Here is a 23,408-nt window from a genome sequence, read left to right as displayed (position 1 = left end):
GGGCGGGGATGGTAAAGGAAACGTTTGTCTTTCGCAATCTGTGCGCCAGCTCCCGGCATCAGGGAGGCGAGGGTATCGGATGGAAACGGTGAAAGGGCACAGAGGCCATGGCCGCAGGGGCGGCCATGGCAACGGGGATCAGGTCAGCCAGTGGTAGAGGGCGAACAGCAGGGGGGCGATGGCTGCGGTCAGCACACCGCACACCACCATGGCCAGCGACGAGAAGGCGCCCTGGGTCACCCCCTGCTCGGCGGAGGCGGCGGTGCCGATGGCGTGGGCGCAGGCTCCCATGGCGAGCCCCTGGGCCTCGGGGTCGGTGACCCGCATCAGCTTGAGCAGGGGATAGCCCGCCAGGGCCCCCAGGATCCCCACCACCACCACCACGGCGGCGGCGATGGCGGGAATGCCGCCGAGGGACTGGCTGACGCTCATGGCGAGCGGCGTGGTGATGGACTTGGTGGCGATGGAGGCGAGCAGCGCCGGATCCGCCCCCATCAGGTGGCCGACCCCCAGGGTGGTGCAGACCGAGATGAGCACTGCGGTGAGGGTACAGGCCAGGATGGGTGTGAGCTTGTCGCGGATCTGGCGTGCCTGCTGGTAAAGCGGCAGGGCCAGGGCCACCACGGCGGGTTCCAGCAGGGCGGTCAGGGGCGAGGCCCCCTGCTGGTACTGATCCAGAGGCAGATCGAGCCAGAGCAGCAGGCCGATGATGACGGCGGTGGGGATCAGCACCGGATTGATGACGGGCCAGGGCAGGCGGCGGTAGAGGGCCCGGGTCATGAAATAGAGGGCCAGGGTGAGGGGCAGGGCGAACCAGAGGATCATGGCTTGTTCATCCTTTGATAGAGGTGGCCGACCGCGCCCAGGATGAGCACGATGCCGAGCACGACGCAGAGCATGATGAGACCGAAGGATTGGCGCAGGGGCTCGAGCCAGGCCACCAGGCCCACCGCCACCGGCACGAACAGCACCCCCATGTGGCGCAGCAGCAGGCCGCCCCCCAGCTCGACCCAGGAGAAGCGGACGATCTGCAAGGAGAGCAGCACGAACAGCAGCAGCATGCCGATGATGCTGCCGGGGAAGGCGAAGGGCAGGATGGCCGCCACGGCTTTGCCTGCCAGCAGACAGGCGATGATGACCAGAAAATCACGAAGGTAGCGCAGGGTGCGTTGCAGCAGCACGGGGGCCTCATCTTGGCAAGTGTGAGCAAGGTCGCAGTTTAACAGGCACGGGGGGGAGGGAACAGGGTCAACTGGCCCGCAGGGGATACAATGGCCCCGGCTTCATCCCCATTCACAAGAAGGAGTTCCCATGTCGACCCCCTCTCTCCTGGCCCGGTTGCGCCAACTGCCCGCCGATCCCGCCCTCCCTGACACCCTGCTGCAAACCCGCCAATGGGAGGGGCCGCTTTGCCGGGTGAGGCTCGACAACACCGGGAGGCAGTCCGAGGCCGTCCACCACTGGCGGCTGTTTGAGGGGGATCTCGGACTTGCGCCCGACGCGGCCATCTACGGAGAGGGGTTCCAGATGCTGGCCCAGACCGGGGGACGCTGGAATGCCCCCGAGCACCTGGGCCGCTGCCCCGATGCGTCTGTCTATCGCATCACCGCCGACCATGGCTACCACACGGTGCACAACCTGCTGCTGGTGGCGCAGGAGGGGGGCTGGCTGCTGCTGGCCTTTGCGAGCTGCCAGCGCTTTGGCGGGGAGTTTCGCCTCCATCCCGACGGGCGCCTCGAGATCGTGATGAACACCGAAGGGCGCACCCTGGCGCCGGGTGCGCACTGGCAGAGCGAGGCGCTGATCTGCCTGGAGGGGCCGGACAGGGAGGCCCTGCTCGCGACGCTGGCGCAGCATATCGCCGCCGAGCACGGTTCCCTGGTGGGGGAGGTGCCCACGCGCCCGAGCGGCTGGTGCTCCTGGTATCACTACTACGCGAACGTGAGCGCGGCGGACATTCGCGAGAACCTGGCGGTGCGGGCCGAGCGTTTCCCGGCCCTGCGCTACGTGCAGATAGACGATGGCTATCAGGCCAGGATGGGGGACTGGCTCACCCCTTCCGCCAAGTTCGAGGAGGGGGTGGCGGCCCTGGCAGGGGAGATCCGCGCCGCCGGTTGCGAGCCTGCGCTCTGGGTCGCCCCCTTTATCGCCGAGCCCGGCTCCCGAGTGTTCCAGGATCACCCTGACTGGTTCGTGAAAGGGGAGGATGGCCTGCCGCTCCCCTCGGAGCGGGTCACCTACGGGGGCTGGCGCTGCACCCCCTGGTACGTGCTGGATGGCACCCACCCCGAGGTGCAGACGCACCTGGAGCAGGTATTTCGCACCCTGCGTACCCAGTGGGGCATTCACTACTTCAAGCTCGATGCCAACTTCTGGGGGGCCATCCACGGTGGTCGCTTCCACGACCCCGCCGCCACCCGGGTGGAGGCCTATCGGCGCGGCATGGCCGCCATCCTGCGCGGCGCCGGGGAGGGGGCCTTCCTGCTCGGCTGCAATGCGCCGCTGTGGCCGAGCCTCGGCCTGGTGCACGGCATGCGGGTGAGCGATGACGTGGAGCGCCAGGGCCCCCGTTTTCGCCAGATAGCGCGAGAAGCCTTCTGCCGCGCCTGGCAGCACGAGCGGCTCTGGGTGCTGGACCCCGACTGCGTCTGCCTGCGGGATATCCCGGGCCAGCACGGGAGCCGCGCCGAGTACGACTTCCACCTGGCCGCCCTGGTGGCGAGCGGTGGCATGGTGCTGGCGGGGGACAGATTGCAGGATCTGGACGAGGCGCAAGGGGCGCGCCTTGGCAAACTGCTCGCCCTGTGCGCCGCGCGCACCCCGGCGGCCCGCTTCGAGGGGATGGCATTCGAGCGCGGGCGGGTGGCGCTGCCCGGGGGCGGCGAGCTGCTCTGCCTGTTCAACTGGGGGGAGCACCCCTGCGAGTTCCCGTTGGCGCCGGGGGGCACGGACTTCTGGGACGAGACGCCCCTGGGGAGCACCCTGGTGCTGCAAGGGGGGCAGGGGGCGGTGATCCGCTACCCCTGATGGCGTTGCACTGCAAAAAGGCTCCCGAGGGAGCCTTTTTTACGTGGCGAAAAGGTCTCTAGAAGTGCCACTCCATCCCGATGGCGTAATTGGCGGAGCCATAGCCCGGGATCTCGTTGCTGGAGGCGAGCGCCTTGACGGTGAGGCGGGTTGTCAGGGGGATGCCGAGCCCCATGCCGATGGCGATCTCGTCGCTCTGATCCCCCATCATGTCCACCCGCAGCGTGCGATAGAGGGAGAGATCCTGGCTCATCTGGGCATAGATCTGGGACGACTTGTTGTAGAGCTGGCCGAACACCTCCATCTGGAAGCCGTTTTGCGGCGTGATGGCCAGGGGAATGCCGGCGAAGCGGTAGAGATCCGAGTGGTTGAAATAGCTGTTGGTGATTTGCGGGGTGAAGTCGGTCTGCTGGTAGAGGGTGCTGAAATTGCGCTCGATGAGCCGGTAGGTCTGCTCCGGCAGGCGCAAGAGGTAGTCTGGCACCTCGAACCGGGCGCCAGCGAGGGCGGCCTGGGGCAGCAGGGCACAGGCGACGAGTGTCAAAGCAGGCAGAGCTGAACGCATAAAACGAGAGTTCCCCAACAGTCGAAAGCACGGCATCCATGCCGTCAGCGCATCTAAATATTCACACTATCAGGAGCTTGGGCTCCCTGCCCATTATGTCGCGAGCCGGGGAAACGCATCGGTTTTTAACTGTGAAACGGCTCACATCTCACAGATTTTCAAGGTAGTGATAGAGACTCTTTAGAATCGCAAAGTTCCGTTCGTTCCCCTGATTCTGTTCCGCCAGGGCTTCCAGGCGCGGCACATAATCCGGCAGGCGGCGGCTGAAGTAGTCGCTGCAGTGCAGGCGCCAGCGCTTCTGCTCCGCTTCGCTCAAGGTGTGGGGCCAGTTGCGGGCGCGGTAGCGAAACAGCATCTCGGGCAGACGGGGATCCGTGAAGGCAAACTCCCGCTCCCCCAGCAGATCCGCCGGGGTGGCGCGCACCAGATCCATGGTGGACTTGTCGCCGTGGCCGAAGAAACCGGCGTAGAGCTGGGTGTCGGGGTCGCCGTCGGTGCTGCCGGCAAACTCCTGGTTGAACACCTCCACCAGTTTTTCCCGCACCTCGGGGTGGGCCCGCAGCAGATCCAGGCTCTTGCGGCACTGAGCCCGATTGATGCCCAGTTCGTCTGCCCGCTCCGGCGTCAGGGTGGCGGCCGGGGCCAGCACCGGGCACTTGTTGATGTGCACCAGTTTGACCGGAATGCCGGCCAGATCCCCCAGCTCCTCTTTTTTGGTGTAGAGGCGCTCGCGGATCTCCTCGCAGGAGAGCTCGATGAGCGGAGTCGGGTCACGGGTCAGATCCACCATGATCACCGCGTTCTGGTTGGTGGGGTGCCAGGCGAGCGGCGACACCCAGCTCGCACACCCCTGCCAGGGGGAGAACATGCCGGAGACGTGCACCAGGGGTTTCATGGTCACCACGTCGATGAGGGCCTTTACCTTGTTCTTGTTGCGAAGATCAAAGAGGTACTCGAAGAGCTTGGGCTGGGCTTTTTTCACCAGCCTGGCCATCTCGATGGTGGCCAGCACATCCGAGAGCGCATCGTGGGCGTTGGCGTGGGCCACGCCGTTGGCCACCGTCAGCTTCTCCAGCCTGAAGCTCGGCTTGCCCTCGTCGTCAAACGCCCACTCTATCCCCTGCGGGCGCAGGGCGTAGCAGGCCCGCAGCATGTCGAGGATGTCCCAGCGGGAGTTGCCGTTCTGCCAGGCGTAGGCATAGGGGTCGTAGAAGTTGCGATAGAGGGTGTAGCGGGTCACCTCGTCATCGAAGCGGATGCTGTTGTAGCCGAGCACGCAGGTGCCCGGGGTGGCAAACTCTGCGTGGATCTGGCGGATGAAGTCCGCCTCGCACAGGCCGTCCTTCATCGCCTTTTGCGGCGTGATGCCGGTGATGAGGCAGGCTTCCGGCTCCGGCAGGTAATCTGCCGGCGGCTTGCAGTAAATCACCAGCGGCTCGCCGATGACGTTGAAATCCGCGTCGGTGCGAATGCCCGCAAACTGCGACGGCCTGTCTTTGGCCGGACTGATGCCGAAGGTCTCGAAGTCGTGGAAGTAGAAGGTGGGCCCGCTGGCCGGGTGCGCTGATGTGCTCATGTTGCTCGAAAGGAGTATCCGATGACGGCGGCGCCTGGCGCCTGGGTGGGGGTGCCATGCACCGCAATTGCCTGCATGGTAAACCATCGCGCTGGCAGAGCGAAGTCCGGGGCGTTCGCCTGGCGCTTTAATGGGCAGTGGGCGTTGTCCGTGAGCCTGGTCATCCCATCGGTCCGGCTCAGGGCTGGGGAAAGTGAGGAGTCAGGGTATTGAGGTCCAGCAGGGTGAAGTAGCCGCCCTCCTCGGGATACCAGCCGCCGGTGTCGATGTAGTGGACGTTGCCAAGGCGCACCGGCACCCTCACCGGGGTGTGGCCCACCACCAGGGCGGCGAGATCCGCGACCCCGTCCTCGTCCAGCCGTTCGATACGGCGCCTTGACCAGAGGCAGACGTTCTTGATGGCCCGAAGCCGTCCGCCGCTCACTCCGGCATCGAGTTGGTCCAGCAGCCCCTGCCAGGAGGAGAAGGGGCAATCGGCGTGAAGCAGCCCGACGGGGCCCTGGCTGGTCTGCACCTCGATGGCCAGGGGCAGGCTGCGGTAGTAGACGGCGAACGCCGCCTGCTCGGCAGGGGTCAGCTGCTGAAACCAGCCGCCGCCGTTTCGGACCCAGTTCTCCCGATCGCAGCTCTCGTAACGGCAGACGTAGTCGTCGTGATTGCCGCAGACCGGGTGAAACCAGGGTCTGGCCAGCCAGTGGATCACCTCGCTGCACTCGGGCCCGCGATCCGCCAGATCCCCGACGCTGAAGAGACGGTCCCGGGCGGGATCAAAATCCAGGGTGTCGAGGGCCTGCTGCAACAGGGCGAAGTGGCCGTGGATGTCGCCGACGGCCAGATCGCGCCCCAGGGCGTTTTGGGGGAAGCGTCTTATCAGGGGGGAGGGTGTCATGGCGTCTCCTGCCTCTATCCCGGACGGGGATGTTTTGTCTGCCTGTACATAAGGTTACAGAAGAAAAGTGGCGAGCGGGCAGGGCCTGGTAAATCATAGGATTGCCCCCGTGAACGTGCGGCGTCACGCGCTGCCTGTGGGGGAGTCACTCCGGGAGGGCGCCTTGTCCGCCCGCTTTCGGAGGCTCTCTTTCTCCACGCTTTTTGACAGGAATCTTGAATGCGGCGTCAGCTGTTGATCTGGATAGGCCCCCTGTGCAGCCTGCTGCTGCTGGGTGCGGCCTTGACCGTCCTCTATCATTTGACCCACCTGTGGCACTGGCACGACATCCGCCAGGCCATCTGGTCACAACCCTTGCCGCAGTTGGGGGGCGCCCTGCTGCTCACCCTGCTCAGCTATGGCTGCCTCTGCTGCTACGATCTGCTGGCCCTGAAGGTGCTGGACAAACGCCTGCCCTGGCAGCAGGTGGGGATGACCTCCTTCATCGCCTACACCTTCTCCAACACCCTGGGCTTTGCGCTGCTCACCGGCTCCTCGGTGCGCTACCGGCTCTACTCCTCCCTGGGGCTTGGCACCGGGGAGGTGGCCAGGGTAATCCTCTTTTGCTCCATCACCTTCTTCCTCGGTCTGCTGGGCTGGGGGGGCAGTGCCCTGCTGCTGGGGCAGGGGGCGGCCCTGCTGGTGGACTGGCCCCGCTGGGCGACCGGGTTGTTGCAACTGGCGGGGGGCCTGGCCCTGCTGACGGTGCTGGCATATCTGGTGTGGCCGGGGACAGCCCTGGTCTGGCGCGGACACCCGCTGTTCCTGCCGCGCATCAGATACCGCCTGCTGCAACTGCTCATCGCCCTGCTCGACTGGATGGCCGCCGCCGCCGTGCTCTATGTGCTGCTGCCAGCCGGCAGCGTGCCCTATCCGGTGCTGCTCAGTGCCTTCGTGCTCTCCAGCCTGCTCGGGGTGCTGGCCCATGTGCCGGGGGGCATCGGGGTCTTCGAGGCGAGCATGAGCCTGCTGCTCACCCACTATCTGCCGGTGGACAAGCTGCTCGCCTCCCTGCTTATCTATCGCTGCGCCTACTACTTCCTGCCCTTCCTCTGTGCCCTGCTGTTGTTCGCAGGTCAGGAGCTGCTGCAACAGCGGGCCCGCCTGCACCGGTTGCAGGGGGTGATGATGGCAACCCGGGAGTTGGTGCCCGCCCTGGTTAGCATGGGCACCTTCGCGGCGGGCACCCTGTTGCTCTGCTCCGGGATGATCCCCACCATGAGGGGGCGGATCGAAGCCTTCCTGGAGGTGTTGCCCCTGCACCTGCTGGAGCTCTCCCATGTGCTCGGCAGTGTCAGCGGCGTGTTGCTGCTGTCGCTGGCCCACAGCCTCTACCGCCGTCATGACGGGGCATTCAGGATCACCCAGTGGCTGCTGGGGCTTGGCATGCTGTTCTCCCTGTTCAAGGGGTTTGACTGGGAGTCGGCCCTGCTGCTCGGGGGCTTCTTGCTCGTCATCACCCCCTGCCGCCCCCTCTTTTATCGCAAGGGTTCCCTGCTTCACGCCCGGTTCACCCCTTCCTGGCTGATGTCGGTGGGAGCCGTGCTGCTGGGGGCCTTGTGGTTGCTGCTCTTCTCCTATCGCCATGTGGAGTACGACCCCTCCCTCTGGCTGCACGTCTCGGCCCACGGGCCCGGGGCCGCCTCCCGTGCCCTGCGCGCCATGGGGAGTGTCATCGGCGTGCTGGCGGTGGTCGGGGTGGCCCATCTGCTGGCTCCCTTGCGCCTCGCCGCCTGCAAGCCGGATGCCGAGGCGCTCTCCCGTGCCCATGGGCTGGTGATGCGGGCAGGAGGAGGCCACGGCTACCTGGCCCAGCTCGGGGACAAGTCCCTGCTGTTCCACCCAAGCGGCGAGGCCTTCCTCATGTACGGGGCCGAGGGCAGCAGCTGGATAGTGATGGGGGATCCCGTCGGCCAGCCCTCCCTCGTGGAGGAGCTGCTCTGGCAGTTTCGCGAGCGCTGTGACGAGCACGACGTCAGCCCGGTCTTCTACCAGGTGTCGGCCCGCTATCTCCCTGTCTATCTGGATCTCGGGCTCATCCCCTTCAAGCTGGGGGAGGAGGCCATCGTGGATCTGCCGAGCTTCGATCTCGCCGGCAGTCGCCTGCGCAACCTGCGCCAGAGCCACGCCAAGGGCAAGCGGGAAGGGCTGCGCTTCGAGGTGGTGGCCCCCGGTGAGATTGCCCCCCTGCTGCCCGAGTTGAAGGGGATCTCCGACAGCTGGCTGCACAGCAAGCAGGGCAGGGAGAAGGGCTTCTCCGTGGGCAGTTTCGATCCTGCCTACCTCACCCTCAACCCGATGGCGCTGGTGCGGCGGGAGGGGCAGATCGTCGGGTTTGCCAACCTCTGGACCAGCGACAACAAGGAGAGCCTCTCCATCGATCTGATGCGCTACAGCCTGGACACGGGGGCGGCGCCCGTCATGGATTTCCTGTTTGTCGAGCTCCTGCTGTGGGGCAAGCAGGAGGGTTATGCCAGCTTCAACCTGGGGATGGCCCCCATGTCGGGCTTCAACGACAACCCCCTCGGCGGTTACTGGGCCCGCCTTGGCAACACCCTGTTCACCCGGGGCAGCCGTTTCTACAACTTCCAGGGATTGCGGCGTTACAAGGAGAAGTTCGGCCCAAGGTGGGAGCCCCGCTACCTGCTCTGTACCGGTCATCTGGTGCTGCCCCGCACCCTGACTCACCTCGTCTCCCTCATCAGTCGCGGCCCCTTCGGGCTCATGAAGAAATAGGAGTTGGCCCATGAGAGCCATGTTGTTGCTGTTGATTTGCTGTTTCGTCTCTTCGTTCACCTTGACGGTGGTGGCCGCCCAGCCGGGCCGGGTCGGCGCGGATCTGGGGCTGGTGGAGTTGCCGGTGGTGCAAGCCTCGTCTGCCCCCATGGTGGTTTTCATGAGCGGGGATGGCGGCTGGGCGGCGCTGGACAAGGGGCTGGGCGCCCAGTTGCAGGCCCACGGCATGCCGGTGGTGGGCTGGAGCTCGCTCTCCTATTACTGGAAGAAGAAGACGCCGGAGCAGGCGACGGCGGATCTGGTGCGCATCCTCACCGAGTACCAGTCCCGCTGGGGGCGCCAGCGCTGGTTGCTGGTGGGCTTCTCCTTTGGTGCCGAGATAGTGCCCTTCGTCATCAATCGTCTGCCGCCAGCCTATCGCGACAGCCTGGCGGGCGCCGTGATGCTGTCGCCCTCGACGGCGTCGGATTTCGAGATCCACGTCAGCGACATGGTGGTGCACGACAAGGGGGGCCGCTGTCCCACCCTGCCGGAAGTGACACGGATCCAGACTCTGCCGCTGCTCTGCGTGCAGGGAGAGAAGGATGACTCCCCGGTCAAACTCTGTCCGCGCTTGCAGCAGCCGAACGTGACGACGGTGACCCTGCCGGGCTCCCACCACTTCGACGACAACTACCAGACCCTGTACCAGCAGATTGCCGGGCACCTGGGCCTGGCCCAATAACGGCGAGAGGCCGGGAAAACGACACAGGGCGGCCAATGGCCGCCCTGTTGCCATGGCCCCTTGCAACTGTCCAGGGGGTTGGCATGCCGGGATCAGAGCAGATCTTCGAGCTGGTACTTCTTGAGCAGGGTGTTGAAGGTGCCGTCGGCCTTGACGCTCTCGATGGCGGCATCGAAGCGGGCCTTGAGCTTGTCATCGTGCTTGCGAAGGGCCACCGCCACCCCTTCTCCCAGGATCTTGTCCTGGGTGCCGTTGAACTGGGGACCGACGAAGGCGAACTGCTTGCCCATCTCCTTGTCGAGGAAGCCCACCTTCAACTGCACCATGTTGCCGAAGGTGTAGTCGGCGCGGCCGGACTGCAGATCCAGCATGGGAGACTGGGCGTTGACGTAGCGCTTGATCTTGGCCACCTCGCCATAGCGGGCGGTGACGAAGTTGTCCTGGGGAGTGCCCTCCTGCACCGCGATCACTTTGCCCTTGAAGTGGGCCGGATCGTCTGCAAAGTCGGCGGCCTTGTCGCTGCGCCCCACGAAGCGGTTCTGCATCATGTAGTAGACCTGGCTGAAGTCCACTTTCTGGCGCCGCTCGTCGGTGATGTTCATGGAGGACATGATGGCGTCGTACTTGCGCACCTGCAGGCCCGGCAGCAGGGCATCCCAGGGCTGGTTGATCACCTCGCACTCGGTCTTCATGGCCGCGCACAGGGCATAGGCGAGATCGACCTCGAAGCCGCCGAGCTGGCCGTTGCTGTCGACCATCTCGAAGGGGGGATAGGTGGCGTCGGTGGCGATCACCAGGGGTTTGGCGGCGGCCTGGCCGGCGGTGGCCAGGGCCATCAGCATCATCAGTGTGTTGAGTTTCATGGTCAGTCCCTTGAAGTGTGGTGTCATTCCTAGCGTGCTAAAGGGTGCCGGCCTCACGGGCCGACGGCTATCTTGCGATGGGTGAGGGCTGGCAACTGGCTGCGCACCGTGCGCTGTGCCGCCAGATCCAGGGTGGCGATGGCCAGGCCCTGACCCTCCTCTACCTGGGCCAGTATCCGGCCCCAGGGATCGATGATCATGCTGTGGCCGAAGGTGCGCCGCCCACCGGGGTGGTGTCCCCCCTGGGCACTGGCGAACACGAAGGCCAGGTTCTCCACTGCACGTGCCCGCAGCAGCAGCGCCCAGTGCGCGAGCCCTGTGGTGTGGGTGAAGGCCGCGGGCAGGGCGATGAAATCGGGGGCGGGCCCCAGGCGAAACAGCTCCGGGAAGCGCAGGTCGTAGCAGATCCCGAGGCGCAGCACGCCCCAGGGCAGGGGATGGCTCACCACCTCCCGGCCCGGGGTCATGGTCGCGGCCTCGTCATACTGCTCCTGCCCGGTGCAAAAGCCAAACAGGTGCAGCTTGTCGTAGCGGCTTGCGAGCTGCCCTTGGGGGTCGATGAGCAGGCTGCTGTTGTGCATCTTGCCGGGCTCGTGGCTGGCAAGCGGCAATGTGCCGGCCAGGATCCAGACGCCGAGCTCCCGGGCCAGCTCCTGTACCCAGGCAAGAAGGGGGTGATCGTCAACGGGGGCGGCCAGGGCCACTCGCGCCCGCTCATCGACCGGCATCAGGTAGAAATATTCGGGCAGCAGGGCAAGCTCGGCCCCCTCGGCCGCCGCCTGACGCAGCAGCGCTTCGGCCTGGGCCAGGTTGTGGTCAAGGTCATCCCCGGAGACCATCTGGAGGACGGCAACGCGCAGTGAATCCATGGTGCCCCCTAGACGGCGCACAGGCGCTCGGCGCCCGCCAGCAGGGTGTCGTCATCCTTGGAGAAGGAGAGGCGGATGACCCGCTGATCCGTGCCGTCGTGATAGAAGGCGGAGACCGGAATGGTGGCGACCCCGTGATCGCGGATGAGCCGCTGCACGAACAGGCTGTCCGGCTCGTCGCTTACCCGCTCGTAGCTCGCCAGCATGAAGAAGCTGCCCGCCGAGGGGAGCAGGGTCAGGCGCGAACCGGCCAGGGCCGTGGCGAGCAGGTCGCGCTTGCGCTGGTAGAAGGCCGCCAGCCCCTGATAGTGGGCCGGTTGCTGCAACAGGTGGGCGAAGCCGTACTGCATGGGGGTGTCGGCGGCGAACATGGCGAACTGGTGCACCTTGCGGATCTCCTCCATCAGGGGGCGGGGCGCCACACAGTAGCCCACCCGCCAGCCGGTGACGTGGAAGGTCTTGCCGAAGGAGAAGACGGCGACGGAGCGTTCCACCAGCTCCGGATAGCGGATGACGCTCTGGTGCAGGGCGCCGTCGAACACCACGTGCTCGTACACCTCGTCCGAGAGGATCAGGATGTCGGTGCCGCGCACCAGGCGGGCGAGGCGCTCCTGATCCCCTGCCTGCCAGACGGTGCCGGTGGGGTTGTGGGGGGTGTTGAGCACTATCATGCGGGTGCGGGGGGTGATGCGGGCGGCCACCTCGTCCCAGGGGATGGCGAAATGGGGGGCCTTGAGGGCGATCACCACAGGGGTGGCTCCCTGCAACTGGATCATGGGGCGGTAGCTGTCGAAGGCCGGCTCGAACATGATCACCTCGTCGCCGGGGTGAACCAGGGCGGTGATGGCGCAGAACAGGGCTTCGCTGGCGCTGGCGGTGATGGTGATCTCCTCGCCCGCGTCATAGTGATGGCCGTAGCTGGCTGCAATCTTGGCCACCAGTTGTTCGCGCAGGGCAGGCAGCCCCGTCATGGGGGCGTACTGGTTTTCACCGGCCAGCATGGCCTCGTGGGTCACCCGGATGAGCTCGGGATCGCAGGGGAAGCTCGGCGCCCCCTGGGAGAGGTTGATGCTGGGGTGGCGGGCGGCCAGATCCCCGATCACGGTGAAGATGGTGGTGCCCACCTGGGGCAGTTTGCTGGAAACCTGGGGGATGGACATGGGGCCGTCACCTGCGTGTGTGAAAGAGGTCCCTTTTTAGCCCCCCCAAGGCTTGCCGGACAACGGATTATTCGGCATGGTACGCATGAGTTTTTCTCAAGCATGGAGGCTTGTCATGTTGTCTACCCAGCCGCGTACTCAGTTGCCTCTCTATGGCCTGCAGGTCTTCGAGTGTTCTGCCCGCCACCTGAGCTTTACCCTGGCTGCCGACGAGCTGTGCGTGAGCCAGGGGGCGGTGAGCAAGCAGATCGCCCAGCTGGAGGCGCGCCTGGGCCACCTGCTGTTCGTGCGCGGCACCCGTTGTCTCACCTTGACCCCCGCCGCCGAGCGGCTGCTGCCTTTCGTTCGTGAAGGGCTGGCCCGCATGGGGGAGGGGCTCAGCGCCTTGCAGACCCTGCCCCACGAACAGGCGATCAGCATCAAGGTGCCCTCCTGCGCCAGCCGCTGGCTGCTGCGGCGGTTGCAGGCGTTCGAGGGGGAGGCGGTGGAGGTGCGTGGCAGCCACAGCCATGGCATCGACTTCTCCCGGGAGCCCTTCGATCTCGCCATCGTCTACCAGCCCTGCCTGGGGCGCTATCCCCACAGCCAGCCCCTGTTTCGGGAACGGCTGACCCCGGTCTGCGCCCCGGCGTTTGCTGCCAAGCATCGTCTGTTTGAGCGCGACCTGAACGAGCTGCCCCTGCTGCCCCTCATCCATGCCAGCGCCGATAGGCGGGACTGGCGCAACTGGTTTGCCGCCTTCCTCGACATTCCCTGGCAGCCCCAGGGGGGGCAGCTGTTCGATACCCTGGACTTGGCGATGAATGCTGCGCTGCAGGGGTTTGGCCTCTCACTCGGGGATCCCACCATAGTGGCCGAGGAGCTGGAGAGCGGCGCCCTGGTCGCTCCCTTCGCCCCCGTGCTGGAGACGGATCACGAATACGCCCTGCTCGCCCGGCCTGACAGCCAGCGCCACGGGGTACAGCAAGTCTGTCACTGGCTGCTGGAGGGGGAGGGTCATCCCTGAGGGGACGCGAAATGAAACAGCCCCGCGGGCGGGGCTGTTGTCATGGTGATGGCCGCTGGCCGATTAAAGGGTCACTGGCAGATCTTGTAGTAGACCTCGTTCCAGCGCAGTTGCTCCTTGAGCGCGGGGATGCGGGTGTGCTCGTCGATGGCCACAAACTCGATACCCATGATGTCGGCGAAGGTGCGCAGCTGCTCGATGTCCACCGCCTGGGTGAACACCGAGTGGTGAGCGGCGCCCGCCAGGATCCAGGCCTCGGCACTGGTCTGCAGGTCCGGCAGAGGTTTCCACAGGGCGCTGGCCACCGGGAGTTTCGGCATGGCCTCTGGCAGGTCCACCACTTCCAGCTGATTGACCACCAGACGGAAGCGGTTGCCGAGATCGATGAGGCTGGCGTTGACCGCCTTGCCGGCGGGGGCAGCGAACAGCAGGCGGGCCGGATCGGCCTTCTTGCCTATGCCTAAGTGCTGGGCGTCCAGCACGGGTTTGCCTGCGGCGATGGAGGGGCAGACTTCCAGCATGTGGGCCCCCAGCACCAGGTTGTTGCCCGCCTCCAGGTGGTAGGTGTAGTCCTCCATGAAGGAGGCTCCCCCCGCAAGGCCATATCCCATCACTTTCAGGGTGCGCAAGAGGGCCGCGGTCTTCCAGTCCCCTTCTGCCCCAAAACCGAAGCCTTGCTCCATCAGGCGCTGGCAGGCGAGGCCCGGCAGCTGGTGCAGACCATAGAGATCTTCAAAGGTGGTGGTGAAAGCGCCAAAACCACCGTCGGTGAGGAACTTCTTCATCCCCAGCTCCTGGCGCGCCGCCTCATACAGGGAGGCACGAAGCCCCCCGCCCGCCTGCACCGCCTCGGTCAGGGTGTAGGTCGCCTCATATTCGGCCAGCAGCGCCTCGATGTCGCTCTCGGGCACGGCGTCGATCACCTTGACCAGATCGCCGACCGGGTGGTAGTTCACCTGATAGCCGAACTGGATCTGGGCCTCAATCTTGTCGCCCTCGGTGACCGCCACGTTGCGCATGTTGTCGCCAAAACGGGCGATCTTGAGGTGGCGGCTGTCGTGGATGGCGGCGGCGATGCGCATCCAGTTGCCAATCTTCTGTCTGGCCTCTTCATCCTGCCAGTGACCCACCACCACGGTGCGGGGCAGCCGCAGGCGGGCCCCCATGAAGCCGAATTCGCGTCCGCCGTGGGCGGTCTGGTTCAGGTTCATGAAGTCCATGTCGATCTCGCTCCAGGGGAGATCCCGGTTGAACTGGGTGTGAAATTGCAGCAGGGGTTTTTGCAACTGGCTCAGCGCCGGGATCCACATCTTGGCGGGGGAGAAGGTGTGCATCCACACCATGAGCCCGGCGCAGCGCTCGTCGTGGTTGGCATCCCGGGCCACCGCGCTGATTTCATCCAGGGTTGTACCGGTGGGTTTGAGCACTATCTTGAGGGGCAGGTTCGCCCCCTCGTTGAGCTGGCTGGCGATGGTGTGGGCGTGATCGGCCACCTGCTTCAATGTGGTGGCGCCATACAGGTGTTGGCTGCCGACCAGGAACCACACTTCCAGCTGTTTCATCAATTCCATGAGTTTGTCCTCTTTTAGGCTTTTGTCTGGCCGTAATAGGCGTGTTTGCCATGCTTGCGCTGGTAGTGCTTCTCCAGCAGGTAATCGGGCAGGGGGCGGGCCCCCGGGTTGATCTGGCCGGTGAGCCAGGCCATGCGGGCCACCTCTTCCAGCACCACGGCGTTGTGCACTGCGTCTTCGGCGCTCTTGCCCCAGCTGAAGGGGCCGTGGTTGGCCACCAGCACCCCCGGCATGGTGAGGATGGGGGTCTGCTTGAGGGTTTCGACGATGAGATGACCGGTCAGCCCCTCGTAGTCCTCCTCCACTTCGCCCGGGGTGAGCAGGCGGGAGCAGGGGATCTCGCCGTGGAAGTAGTCGGCCTGGGTGGTGCCGAAAATGGGGATGGGGCGCCCCGCCTGGGCCCAGGCGGTGGCATGGGTGGAGTGGGTGTGCACCACGCCGCCAAGCTCCGGATAGACGCGATAGAGCACCAGGTGGGTGGCGGTGTCGGAGGAGGGGCGCAAGGCGCCCTCAACCTGCTTGCCCGCCAGATCCAGCACCACCATGTCCTCGACCCGCATCCGCTCATAGCTGACGCCGCTTGGCTTTATCACCACCAGATTGCGCTCTCGGTCGATGCCGCTCACGTTGCCCCAGGTGAAGGTCACCAGGCCATGGCGCGGCAGATCCAGATTGGCGGCGAGCACCTGCTCCTTGAGGGTCTTGAGGTTCATGCCGGTACCCCCCGGTTGTAGAGGGGCTCGGCGGCGGCGCCCCAGGCGAGGTAGCGCTGGTAGAGGCGTTCATACTCGGCGACCCGCTCGGGGTGTGGCTGGTGGGTGCGCTCCACGGCGCTCGCCATGTGGCGCTGGGCCTTGGCTACATCGGGATGGATCCCGGCCGCCACGGCGGCAAAGATGGCCGCCCCCAGGGCGCAGCACTGATCCGAGGCCACCACCTGGATGGGCCGATTCATCACGTCGGCGCAGGTCTGCATCACAGTGGTGGACTTGCGGGCGATGCCGCCAAGGGCGATCACCTGCTCCACCGGCACTTGCTGACTGGTCATGCACTCCATGATGCTGCGGGCGCCGAAGGCGGTGGAGGCCACCAGGGCGCCGAAGAGATCGGGGGCATCGGTGCCGAGGTTGATCCCCGTGAGGGTGCCCTGCAGGCGCTGGTTGGCATAGGGGGTGCGCCGGCCGTTGAACCAGTCGAGCACCACCGGGAGGTGCGCCAGGTCGCGCTGCTGATCCCAGGCGGCGGCGAGGCTGGGTAACAGGGCCTGCTTGTGGCGCTCGATGGCGGTGCGAAGCTCCGGATACTGGGCGGCGAGGCTGTCCAGGGGCCAGCCGAGCTGGCGCTGATACCAGGCATAGATGTCACCGAACGCGGACTGTCCCGCCTCCAGCCCCACCATGCCCGGCACCACGCTGCCATCCACCTGGCCGCAGATCCCGGCAATGGCCCGATCACCGATGGTGGCTTCGTCGGCGATCAGGATGTCGCAGGTGGAGGTGCCGATCACCTTCACCAGGGCATTGTTGCCGGCCCCGGCCCCCACCGCCCCCATGTGGCAGTCAAAGGCGCCGCCGGCGATCACCACCTCGCAGGAGAGGTGCAGCCGCTCCGCCCACTCCGGGGTCAGGGTGCCGACCGGGAGATCGGCGGTCCAGCTGTCGGTAAAGAGGGGGAAGTCGAGATCCTCCGTCAGCAGGGGATCCAGGGCATTGAGGAAGTCGGCGGGGGGCAGGCCGCCCCAGCTCGGGTGCCAGAGGGACTTGTGGCCGGCGGCACAGCGCCCGCGCTTGAGGGTGGCCGGGGCCTGGGTGCCGCTCAGGACGGCGGGGACCCAGTCACACAGCTCGACCCAGTTGCAGGCGGCGGCGCGCACGGCGGCATCGGCGCGGGAGACGTGCAGGATCTTGGCCCAGAACCACTCGGAGGAGTAAATGCCGCCGATGTAGCGGCTGTAGTCGGGGAACTGGCCGCCGTGGCACAGGGCGGTGATGGCCTCCGCCTCCTCAATGGCGGTGTGATCCTTCCACAGCACGAACATGGCGTTGGGGTTGTCGGCAAACTCCGGACGCAGGGCCAGCACGCGCCCCTCTCTGTCGATGGGGGCGGGGGTGGAGCCGGTGCTGTCCACCCCGATGCCACGCACGGCGGTGCGCTGACTCGGCGTGAGCTGGTTCACCACCGCCACCACCGCCTGCTCCATGGACTCCAGATAGTCGAGGGGGTGGTGGCGGAACTGGTTGTTGACCGGTTGGCAGTAGTGGCCTGCCTGCCAGCGCGGGTAATAGACGACATGGGTCGCCAGCTCGGCGCCGTCCTGGCAGCGCACGGCGAGTGCCCTGACCGAGTCGCTGCCGAAATCGAGTCCGATGACGATGTGCTCAGACATAAGTGCTCCTGACCATCAATGAGGGGTAACTGGGGGGAACCATAGGAGATGGGCAGGAGGGGCGGTTAGCCATTGGCTGCTGGAAATATGGATTTTAACGCTGTCAGTGCGACAGGGTGACGGCTCTCTAAAATTCAATATGTGACGAAATTGCTAATTATATAGACGAAATGGCTGCAATCTCATGGCGTGATCCTGCTCTCCATTTTTAATTGTGAAAACGATTACAACTTGGTTCGCTCAACCAGCAACAACAATAACGTCCTGTTTAAGCATGTTTTTATATGGCTGCGACTTGATTGACTCAACGAGCAGCACTGCGTGGATACATGGATTGATAGAACCGTTGGAGACATTCGCATGAACAAAATCGTTAAAGGTATGATCGCGATGGGGTTCGCCCTTGGTATGGCAAATTCTGCTTTATCGGCCGAAGCGCTGAAGCTGGGCTACCTGGTCAAGCAGCCCGAGGAGCCCTGGTTCCAGACAGAGTGGAACTTCGCCGACAAGGCGGGCAAGGATCTGGGCTTCGAGGTGATCAAGATAGCCGTCCCCGATGGCGAGAAGACCCTCAATGCCATCGACAGTCTGGCGGCGAATGGCGCCAAGGGCTTCGTCATCTGTACCCCGGATCCCAAACTCGGTGCCGCCATCATGGCCAAGGCCAACAGCATGGATCTGAAGGTCATCACGGTGGATGACCAGTTCGTCAACGCCAAGGGCCAGCCCATGGAGCAGGTGCCCCTGGTGATGATGGCCGCCACCAAGATTGGCGAGCGTCAGGGGCAGGAGCTCTACAAGGAGATGCAAAAGCGCCAGTGGGACGTAAAGGCGACCGGGGTGCTCGCCATCACCGCCGACGAGCTCGACACCGCCCGTCGCCGGGTCGAGGGCTCCCTGGGCGCGCTCAAGGCCGCCGGTTTCCCCGAGGGCCAGATCTTCCGCGCGCCCACCAAGAGCAACGACATTCCGGGGGCGCTGGATGCCGCCAACTCCATGTTGGTGCAACACCCCGAGGTGAAGAACTGGCTCATCGTCGGCATGAATGACAACACGGTGCTCGGCGGCGTGCGCGCCACCGAAGGGCAGGGCTTCAAGGCGGAGAGCGTCATCGGCATCGGCATCAACGGGGTGGATGCGGTGAACGAGCTCTCCAAGTCCAGCGCCACCGGCTTCCTCGGCTCCCTGCTGCCAAGCCCGGACGTACACGGCTACAAGAGCATCCAGATGCTCCATGACTGGGTCGTCAACGGCGCCGAGCCTGCCAAGTTCACCGAGGTGACCGACGTGGTGCTCATCACCCGCGACAACTTCAAGGCCGAGCTGCAAAAGAAAGGGCTGTGATCCCCATCCCTTGATACCCATGCCGGCATGACGGAGTGCGCCGTGCCGGCTGGCTGGAGTCATCTCATGAATCAAGTTCCATATCTGGAGTTTTGCGGCATCAGCAAGGAGTTTCCCGGCGTCAAGGCGCTGCAGAATGTCTCCTTCTCCTGCCAGCGGGGCACGGTGCACGCCCTGATGGGAGAGAACGGGGCCGGCAAGTCCACCCTGCTCAAGATCCTGAGCGGTTTTCAGGCGCCCACCCGCGGGGTGGTGAAGCTGGCGGGTCAGGAGAAAGTGTTCCAAAACACGGTCGATGCCCTTGAGAGCGGGATTGCCATCATCTATCAGGAGCTGCACCTGGTCCCTGAAATGAGCGTGGCGGAGAACATCTACCTGGGGCAGTTGCCGACCCGGCGCGGCGTCATCGATCGGGAGAAGCTCTACCAGGATGCGGCCAGGCAGCTGGCGCGCCTCGGGATGGACGTTTCCCCCGAAACGCCGCTCAAGTACCTGTCCCTGGGTCAGTGGCAGATGGTGGAGATCGCCAAGGCCCTGACCCGGGACGCCAGCGTCATCGCCTTCGACGAGCCGACCAGCAGCCTGTCGTCCCGCGAGATTGAGCAGCTGTTTCGGGTCATCCGCCAGTTGCGGGACGAGGGCAAGGTCATTCTCTACGTCTCCCACCGCATGGACGAGATCTTCGCGTTGTGCGATGCCATCACGGTGTTCAAGGATGGCCAGTTCGTGCGCACCTTCGCCTCCATGGCCGAGGTGGACCGGGATCTGCTGGTCAAGACCATGGTGGGGCGCGAGCTGACCGACATCTATGGCTACAGCCCAAGGCCGCTCGGCGAGGCGGGCCTCAAGGTGGAACACCTGATGGGACCTGGCCTCAAGGCGCCGGTGTCGCTCGAGGTGAAACGCGGGGAGATCCTCGGGATCTTCGGGCTGGTGGGGGCCGGGCGCAGCGAGCTGATGAAGCTTATCTTCGGCGCCGAGACACCTCGAGGGGGCGAGATATCGGTGTTTGGCAAACAGGTGGTCATTCAGAGCCCCATCGACGCCATTCGCAGCGGCATCATGCTCTGCACCGAAGACAGGAAGGCGCTCGGCATCATCCCCATCCATTCGGTGCAGGAGAACATCAACATCAGCGCCCGCCGCCACCACGCGTGGGGAGGCTTCTGGATCAACCAGAAGTGGGAGGACGAGAACGCGAGGCTGCGGATCCGCGACATGCGGGTCAAGACCCCGTCTCCCCAGCAGGCCATCATGAACCTCTCCGGCGGCAACCAGCAGAAGGCCATTCTGGGGCGCTGGCTGTCGGAAGACATGAAAGTGATTCTGCTCGACGAGCCGACCCGGGGCATCGACGTCGGGGCAAAGAACGAGATTTACAACGTGATTTACGATCTGGCCAAGGTGGGCATCGCCGTGGTGGTGGTCTCGAGCGAGCTGCCGGAGGTGCTGGGCATCGCGGATCGGATCCTGGTCATGCGGGAGGGGGAGATCGCCGGCGAGCTTTCCCACGACGAGGCCAACGAGGTCAAGGCGCTCAATCTGGCCATGCCGGCCCGTTGATCTGCTGACCGCAACGAGATAGCACCCGGAATTTTCAGGAGAAATACCATGACAACTACTACCTCTGTCGGCCAGGCCGCCAACGACACCGCGGCGAGCGGTACCCGCCTGCAACTGACCCGCATCTGGGATCAGTACGGCATGCTGGTGATCTTCGCCATCCTGTTCCTGCTCGCCTGCGTGCTGGTCCCCAACTTCGCCAGCCTGATCAACATGCGGGGGCTCGGGCTTGCCGTCTCCATGTCGGGCATGGTGGCCTGCGGCATGCTGTTCTGCCTCGCCTCCGGCGAGTTCGACATGTCGGTGGGATCCGTGGTGGCCTGCTCCGGGGTTGCCTGCGCGGTGGGCATCAACGCCACCGAGAGCATCCCCCTTGGCATTCTGGTCGGTCTCTCGGTGGGCCTTGTCTTTGGCCTCATCAACGGCATCGTCGTGGCCAAATTCAAGATCAACGCCCTCATCACCACCCTTGCCACCATGCAGATGGCGCGCGGGGTGGGCTACATCATATCCGACGGCAAAGCGGTGGGCATCGTGGAGGAGGGCTTCTTCGAGCTTGGCAACTCCGCCCTGCTCGGCATCCCGACGCCCATCTGGCTGACGGCTGTCTGCTTCGTGTTGTTCGGTCTGCTGCTCAACAAGACCACCTTCGGGCGCAATACCCTGGCCATGGGGGGTAACGAGGAGGCCGCACGTCTGGCCGGGGTCAACGTGGTGCGCACCAAGATCATCATCTTCACCATGACCGGGCTCATCGCCTCGCTCGCCGGCATCATACTCGCCTCGCGCATGACCTCGGGCCAGCCCATGACCTCCATCGGCTTCGAGCTGGTGGTGATCTCCGCCTGCGTGCTGGGTGGGGTCTCCATGAAGGGGGGGATCGGCAAGATCTCCTACATCATCGCCGGGGTGCTGATCCTGGGGCTGATGGAAAACGCCATGAACCTGCTCAACATCTCCCCGTTTGCCCAGTACGTGGTGCGTGGCCTCATCCTGCTCGCCGCCGTGCTGTTCGACCGCTACAAGCAGGTGCGCAAAGCCCGTATCTGAGCGATGTCTTTCCTCGTCACCGGGCCGGCCTCGCGCCGGCCCGGTGTTTTCCCCGGCAAGCTGTGAGCCAGTTCAACAATTTCACAACGAACAGCTTGCGAACTTAGGGGGTTCCTACGCCGGATCTCTACAATGGCCCATGTCGACTTTTTTACTGAAACCCTGTTTTCCGCCATGTCCTCGATGCAAAAAGAGAAGCCGAAACAACTCAATCCCCTGCTGCCTGGCTACGCCTTCGACGTCTTCCTGGTCTCGGGGATGACTCCCATCGAGCAGGGGAGCGCGCTGGATTTCACCATCGACAGGCCCCACGGCATGAAGGGGTTCATCGTCAATCTGACCATCAAGGGCAAGGGGCAGATCTTTCAGGGGGACAAGGCCTTCACCGTGGAGCCCGGTGACCTGCTGCTCTTTCCTCCAGCGGCGGTGCACCATTACGGCCGGGCGCCGGATGCCCGGGAGTGGTATCACCGCTGGGTCTATTTCCGGCCGCGGGCCTATTGGGCTGACTGGCTCAAGTGGCCCCAGGTGACGGAGCAGGTGGGGCGGCTGCAACTGGCGGACAACCAGCTGCTCACCGAATTCGACGCCCTCTTCCTCGACATCGAGGAGACCCACAAGCAGCTGCGGCCCATGTCGGAGCAACTGGCCATGAACCTCTTGGAGCGGTTGCTCATCCGCTGCTACGAGGCATCGTCCCAGAATGCCTATCCCGCCATCGATCACCGGGTCCACGAGGCGTGCCAGATCCTGAGCGAGTCCCTCTCGGCCGAGATCTCGGTGGAAGCGCTAGCGGAGCAGGTGTTCTTGTCCCCCTCGCGCCTCGCGCACCTGTTTCGCGAGCAGGTGGGGGTGAGCATAGTGCGCTGGCGTGAGGATCAGCGCATCATGCGGGCCAAGCTGCTGCTGCAGACCACGCCGCTGTCGGTCGCCACCATAGGCCAGCAGGTGGGCTATGACGATCAGCTCTACTTCTCGCGGGTGTTCCGAAAGCGGGTAGGGGTCAGCCCCACCGAATACCGCAAGTGCGCCACCCCGCTGTGAGCAGAGCCCAGAGATGACAAAGCCCTCATGACGAGGGCTTTTGTTATCCATGAGGGGCGGATGCGCAATCAGCCCTGACGAGCCTTGAACCTGGGATTGCTCTTGCAGATGACGAACAGCTTGCCGCGTCGACGCACGATCTGGCAGTCCGGGTGACGCGACTTGGCGGATTTCAGGGAGGCGAGGACTTTCATTGTTTCTCTTTTCCTTTGCTGAAGAACTGACCGAATCGCTGGCCGAAGCGAGCGACCTGACCTTCCTTGCCGACCTGCTTCTGTTTGCCGGTATAGAAGGGGTGGGACGCGCTGGAGACATCCAGCGTCACATAGGGGTAGGTGTTGCCATCTTCCCACTCTCTGGTGCGATCGGTGGCCAGCGTGGAGCCGATCAGAAAGTAGGTATTGCTGGCGAGATCGTGGAACAGAACCTTGCGGTATTCAGGGTGAATATGGGGGCGCATGATTGCCTCTTTTGTTATGTTATAACAAGACATGGATAATGCGATGGATGAGAATCAATATCAACTGTTTTTTCCATGATGACAGCGATGGGGGAAAATCGGGGCCGTTCGGCTGCACATCGTCAGCAAGAAGGCATGGGCGGTGAGGGCTTATGTGCAGCCACCATCTTTACTTTTTAAAATTACTGTATAAAAATACAGTAAACTATCATGGAGACGTACCCTATGCGCCTGGAAATCATCATCGACAGAAAACACCAGATCCCCACCTCGACCATGGAGGCCTTGCGCCAGGAGCTGCTCAAGCAACTGGGTGAGCGCTTTCCCGATCTGCATGTGCGGGTGGCACCGGGTAGTGCCATGGCTCTGACGGTCAGTCGCGCCAGCAAGGAAGACAAGGAGCTGGCCGAAGCCATGGTGCAGGAGGTGTGGGAAAACGCCGATAGCTGGATGCCGGAAGAAGAGGCTCTGGAGGCCTGAAGATAAGCTCTCAGCGGGAAGCATCGTCGTGATCTGCCAGGGCGCGAGGAGGAACC

General features: G+C 64.5%; 22 protein-coding genes. 9 read left to right on the top strand and 13 right to left on the bottom strand.

The window, feature by feature from the left end; genetic code table 11:
* Window positions 1-138: 138 nt before the first annotated feature.
* A complete protein-coding gene (locus tag I6L48_RS15775; protein WP_041212945.1) occupies window positions 139-825 on the bottom strand; it encodes an LrgB family protein in 687 nt (228 codons plus the stop codon).
* Window positions 822-1,181, bottom strand: coding sequence for a CidA/LrgA family protein (locus I6L48_RS15770; RefSeq protein WP_010674461.1), 360 nt, complete (start codon window positions 1,179-1,181; stop codon window positions 822-824). Before I6L48_RS15770 ends, I6L48_RS15775 begins: the two co-directional genes overlap by 4 nt.
* 130 nt (window positions 1,182-1,311) lie before the next feature.
* Between I6L48_RS15770 and I6L48_RS15765 the strand changes: the two genes are divergently transcribed.
* Window positions 1,312-3,027, top strand: coding sequence for a glycoside hydrolase family 36 protein (locus I6L48_RS15765; RefSeq protein ID WP_216987437.1), 1,716 nt, complete (start codon window positions 1,312-1,314; stop codon window positions 3,025-3,027).
* A gap of 58 nt (window positions 3,028-3,085) precedes the next feature.
* Here I6L48_RS15765 and I6L48_RS15760 read toward each other — a convergent pair whose 3' ends face one another.
* The 3 genes from I6L48_RS15760 to I6L48_RS15750 form a co-directional block, all read right to left on the bottom strand.
* Window positions 3,086-3,592: a hypothetical protein gene (locus I6L48_RS15760; protein ID WP_039038881.1), complete on the bottom strand. Its 507-nt coding sequence runs from the start codon at window positions 3,590-3,592 to the stop codon at window positions 3,086-3,088.
* A gap of 148 nt (window positions 3,593-3,740) precedes the next feature.
* Complete coding sequence (gene sbcB / locus I6L48_RS15755) at window positions 3,741-5,168, bottom strand: exodeoxyribonuclease I (RefSeq protein WP_216987436.1); 1,428 nt, start codon at window positions 5,166-5,168, stop codon at window positions 3,741-3,743.
* 178 nt (window positions 5,169-5,346) lie between these two features.
* A complete protein-coding gene (locus I6L48_RS15750) occupies window positions 5,347-6,057 on the bottom strand; it encodes a metallophosphoesterase (RefSeq protein WP_113070406.1) in 711 nt (236 codons plus the stop codon).
* A gap of 219 nt (window positions 6,058-6,276) precedes the next feature.
* On the opposite strand from I6L48_RS15750, the gene mprF reads away from it, so the two are divergent.
* Both mprF and I6L48_RS15740 read left to right on the top strand, forming a co-directional pair.
* The gene (gene mprF, locus I6L48_RS15745; RefSeq protein ID WP_216987435.1) at window positions 6,277-8,832 is read left to right on the top strand and encodes a bifunctional lysylphosphatidylglycerol flippase/synthetase MprF; all 2,556 of its coding nucleotides are present in this window, start codon (window positions 6,277-6,279) and stop codon (window positions 8,830-8,832) included.
* Window positions 8,833-8,842: 10 nt separating this feature from the next.
* A complete protein-coding gene (locus I6L48_RS15740) occupies window positions 8,843-9,556 on the top strand; it encodes an AcvB/VirJ family lysyl-phosphatidylglycerol hydrolase (protein ID WP_216987434.1) in 714 nt (237 codons plus the stop codon).
* Between the two features lie 92 nt (window positions 9,557-9,648).
* On the opposite strand, the gene I6L48_RS15735 is transcribed toward I6L48_RS15740, so the two are convergent.
* From I6L48_RS15735 to I6L48_RS15725, 3 genes are read right to left on the bottom strand one after another with little or no spacing between them, the layout of a single operon-like run.
* On the bottom strand, window positions 9,649-10,419 hold the full coding sequence (locus I6L48_RS15735) for an ABC transporter substrate-binding protein (protein ID WP_041211345.1): 771 nt from the start codon (window positions 10,417-10,419) through the stop codon (window positions 9,649-9,651).
* Between the two features lie 53 nt (window positions 10,420-10,472).
* Window positions 10,473-11,288 carry a carbon-nitrogen hydrolase family protein gene (locus I6L48_RS15730; RefSeq protein WP_113070660.1) on the bottom strand — a complete coding sequence of 272 codons (816 nt, stop codon included), beginning with the start codon at window positions 11,286-11,288 and terminating at the stop codon, window positions 10,473-10,475.
* An 8-nt stretch (window positions 11,289-11,296) separates the two neighbouring features.
* On the bottom strand, window positions 11,297-12,448 hold the full coding sequence (locus tag I6L48_RS15725; protein WP_113070402.1) for a methionine aminotransferase: 1,152 nt from the start codon (window positions 12,446-12,448) through the stop codon (window positions 11,297-11,299).
* Window positions 12,449-12,563: 115 nt separating this feature from the next.
* Between I6L48_RS15725 and I6L48_RS15720 the strand changes: the two genes are divergently transcribed.
* Entirely contained in the window at window positions 12,564-13,454 is an 891-nt protein-coding gene (locus tag I6L48_RS15720; protein ID WP_216987433.1) for a LysR family transcriptional regulator, read from the top strand.
* Window positions 13,455-13,525: 71 nt separating this feature from the next.
* On the opposite strand, the gene araA is transcribed toward I6L48_RS15720, so the two are convergent.
* Genes araA through I6L48_RS15705 form a run of 3 tightly spaced genes read right to left on the bottom strand, consistent with a single transcriptional unit; the run spans window position 13,526 to window position 17,411 of the window.
* Entirely contained in the window at window positions 13,526-15,025 is a 1,500-nt protein-coding gene (gene araA, locus I6L48_RS15715) for an L-arabinose isomerase (RefSeq protein ID WP_113070401.1), read from the bottom strand.
* A gap of 14 nt (window positions 15,026-15,039) precedes the next feature.
* Window positions 15,040-15,738, bottom strand: coding sequence for an L-ribulose-5-phosphate 4-epimerase (locus tag I6L48_RS15710; protein WP_113070400.1), 699 nt, complete (start codon window positions 15,736-15,738; stop codon window positions 15,040-15,042).
* Window positions 15,735-17,411 (bottom strand): ribulokinase, encoded by a 1,677-nt coding sequence (locus I6L48_RS15705; protein WP_113070399.1) that lies wholly within the window; start codon window positions 17,409-17,411, stop codon window positions 15,735-15,737. The genes I6L48_RS15710 and I6L48_RS15705 overlap by 4 nt, the downstream gene beginning before the upstream one ends.
* Before the next feature lie 360 nt (window positions 17,412-17,771).
* Between I6L48_RS15705 and I6L48_RS15700 the strand changes: the two genes are divergently transcribed.
* The 4 genes from I6L48_RS15700 to araC all read left to right on the top strand — a co-directional run bounded on the left by I6L48_RS15700 (window position 17,772) and on the right by araC (window position 22,412).
* Window positions 17,772-18,755 carry an arabinose ABC transporter substrate-binding protein gene (locus I6L48_RS15700; RefSeq protein ID WP_113070398.1) on the top strand — a complete coding sequence of 328 codons (984 nt, stop codon included), beginning with the start codon at window positions 17,772-17,774 and terminating at the stop codon, window positions 18,753-18,755.
* Between the two features lie 66 nt (window positions 18,756-18,821).
* A complete protein-coding gene (gene araG / locus I6L48_RS15695) occupies window positions 18,822-20,318 on the top strand; it encodes an L-arabinose ABC transporter ATP-binding protein AraG (RefSeq protein WP_216987432.1) in 1,497 nt (498 codons plus the stop codon).
* A gap of 48 nt (window positions 20,319-20,366) precedes the next feature.
* A complete protein-coding gene (gene araH, locus I6L48_RS15690) occupies window positions 20,367-21,368 on the top strand; it encodes an L-arabinose ABC transporter permease AraH (protein ID WP_216987431.1) in 1,002 nt (333 codons plus the stop codon).
* A 132-nt stretch (window positions 21,369-21,500) separates the two neighbouring features.
* Window positions 21,501-22,412, top strand: a complete 912-nt coding sequence (araC, locus tag I6L48_RS15685; protein WP_039040092.1) for an arabinose operon transcriptional regulator AraC — start codon at window positions 21,501-21,503, stop codon at window positions 22,410-22,412.
* A 68-nt stretch (window positions 22,413-22,480) separates the two neighbouring features.
* On the opposite strand, the gene ykgO is transcribed toward araC, so the two are convergent.
* Together ykgO and I6L48_RS15675 are read right to left on the bottom strand one after the other, a co-directional pair.
* Complete coding sequence (gene ykgO / locus I6L48_RS15680) at window positions 22,481-22,606, bottom strand: type B 50S ribosomal protein L36 (protein WP_010674479.1); 126 nt, start codon at window positions 22,604-22,606, stop codon at window positions 22,481-22,483.
* Complete coding sequence (locus tag I6L48_RS15675) at window positions 22,603-22,872, bottom strand: type B 50S ribosomal protein L31 (RefSeq protein ID WP_039040091.1); 270 nt, start codon at window positions 22,870-22,872, stop codon at window positions 22,603-22,605. Before I6L48_RS15675 ends, ykgO begins: the two co-directional genes overlap by 4 nt.
* 225 nt (window positions 22,873-23,097) lie before the next feature.
* Between I6L48_RS15675 and I6L48_RS15670 the strand changes: the two genes are divergently transcribed.
* A complete protein-coding gene (locus I6L48_RS15670) occupies window positions 23,098-23,352 on the top strand; it encodes a DinI family protein (protein ID WP_010674481.1) in 255 nt (84 codons plus the stop codon).
* Window positions 23,353-23,408 lie beyond the last annotated feature (56 nt).

The organism is Aeromonas sp. FDAARGOS 1418, assembly GCF_019048585.1.
GTDB lineage: Bacteria > Pseudomonadota > Gammaproteobacteria > Enterobacterales > Aeromonadaceae > Aeromonas > Aeromonas caviae.
Note: the sequence above shows the minus strand (reverse complement) of the source record. Positions and strands in the feature narration are given on the sequence as shown.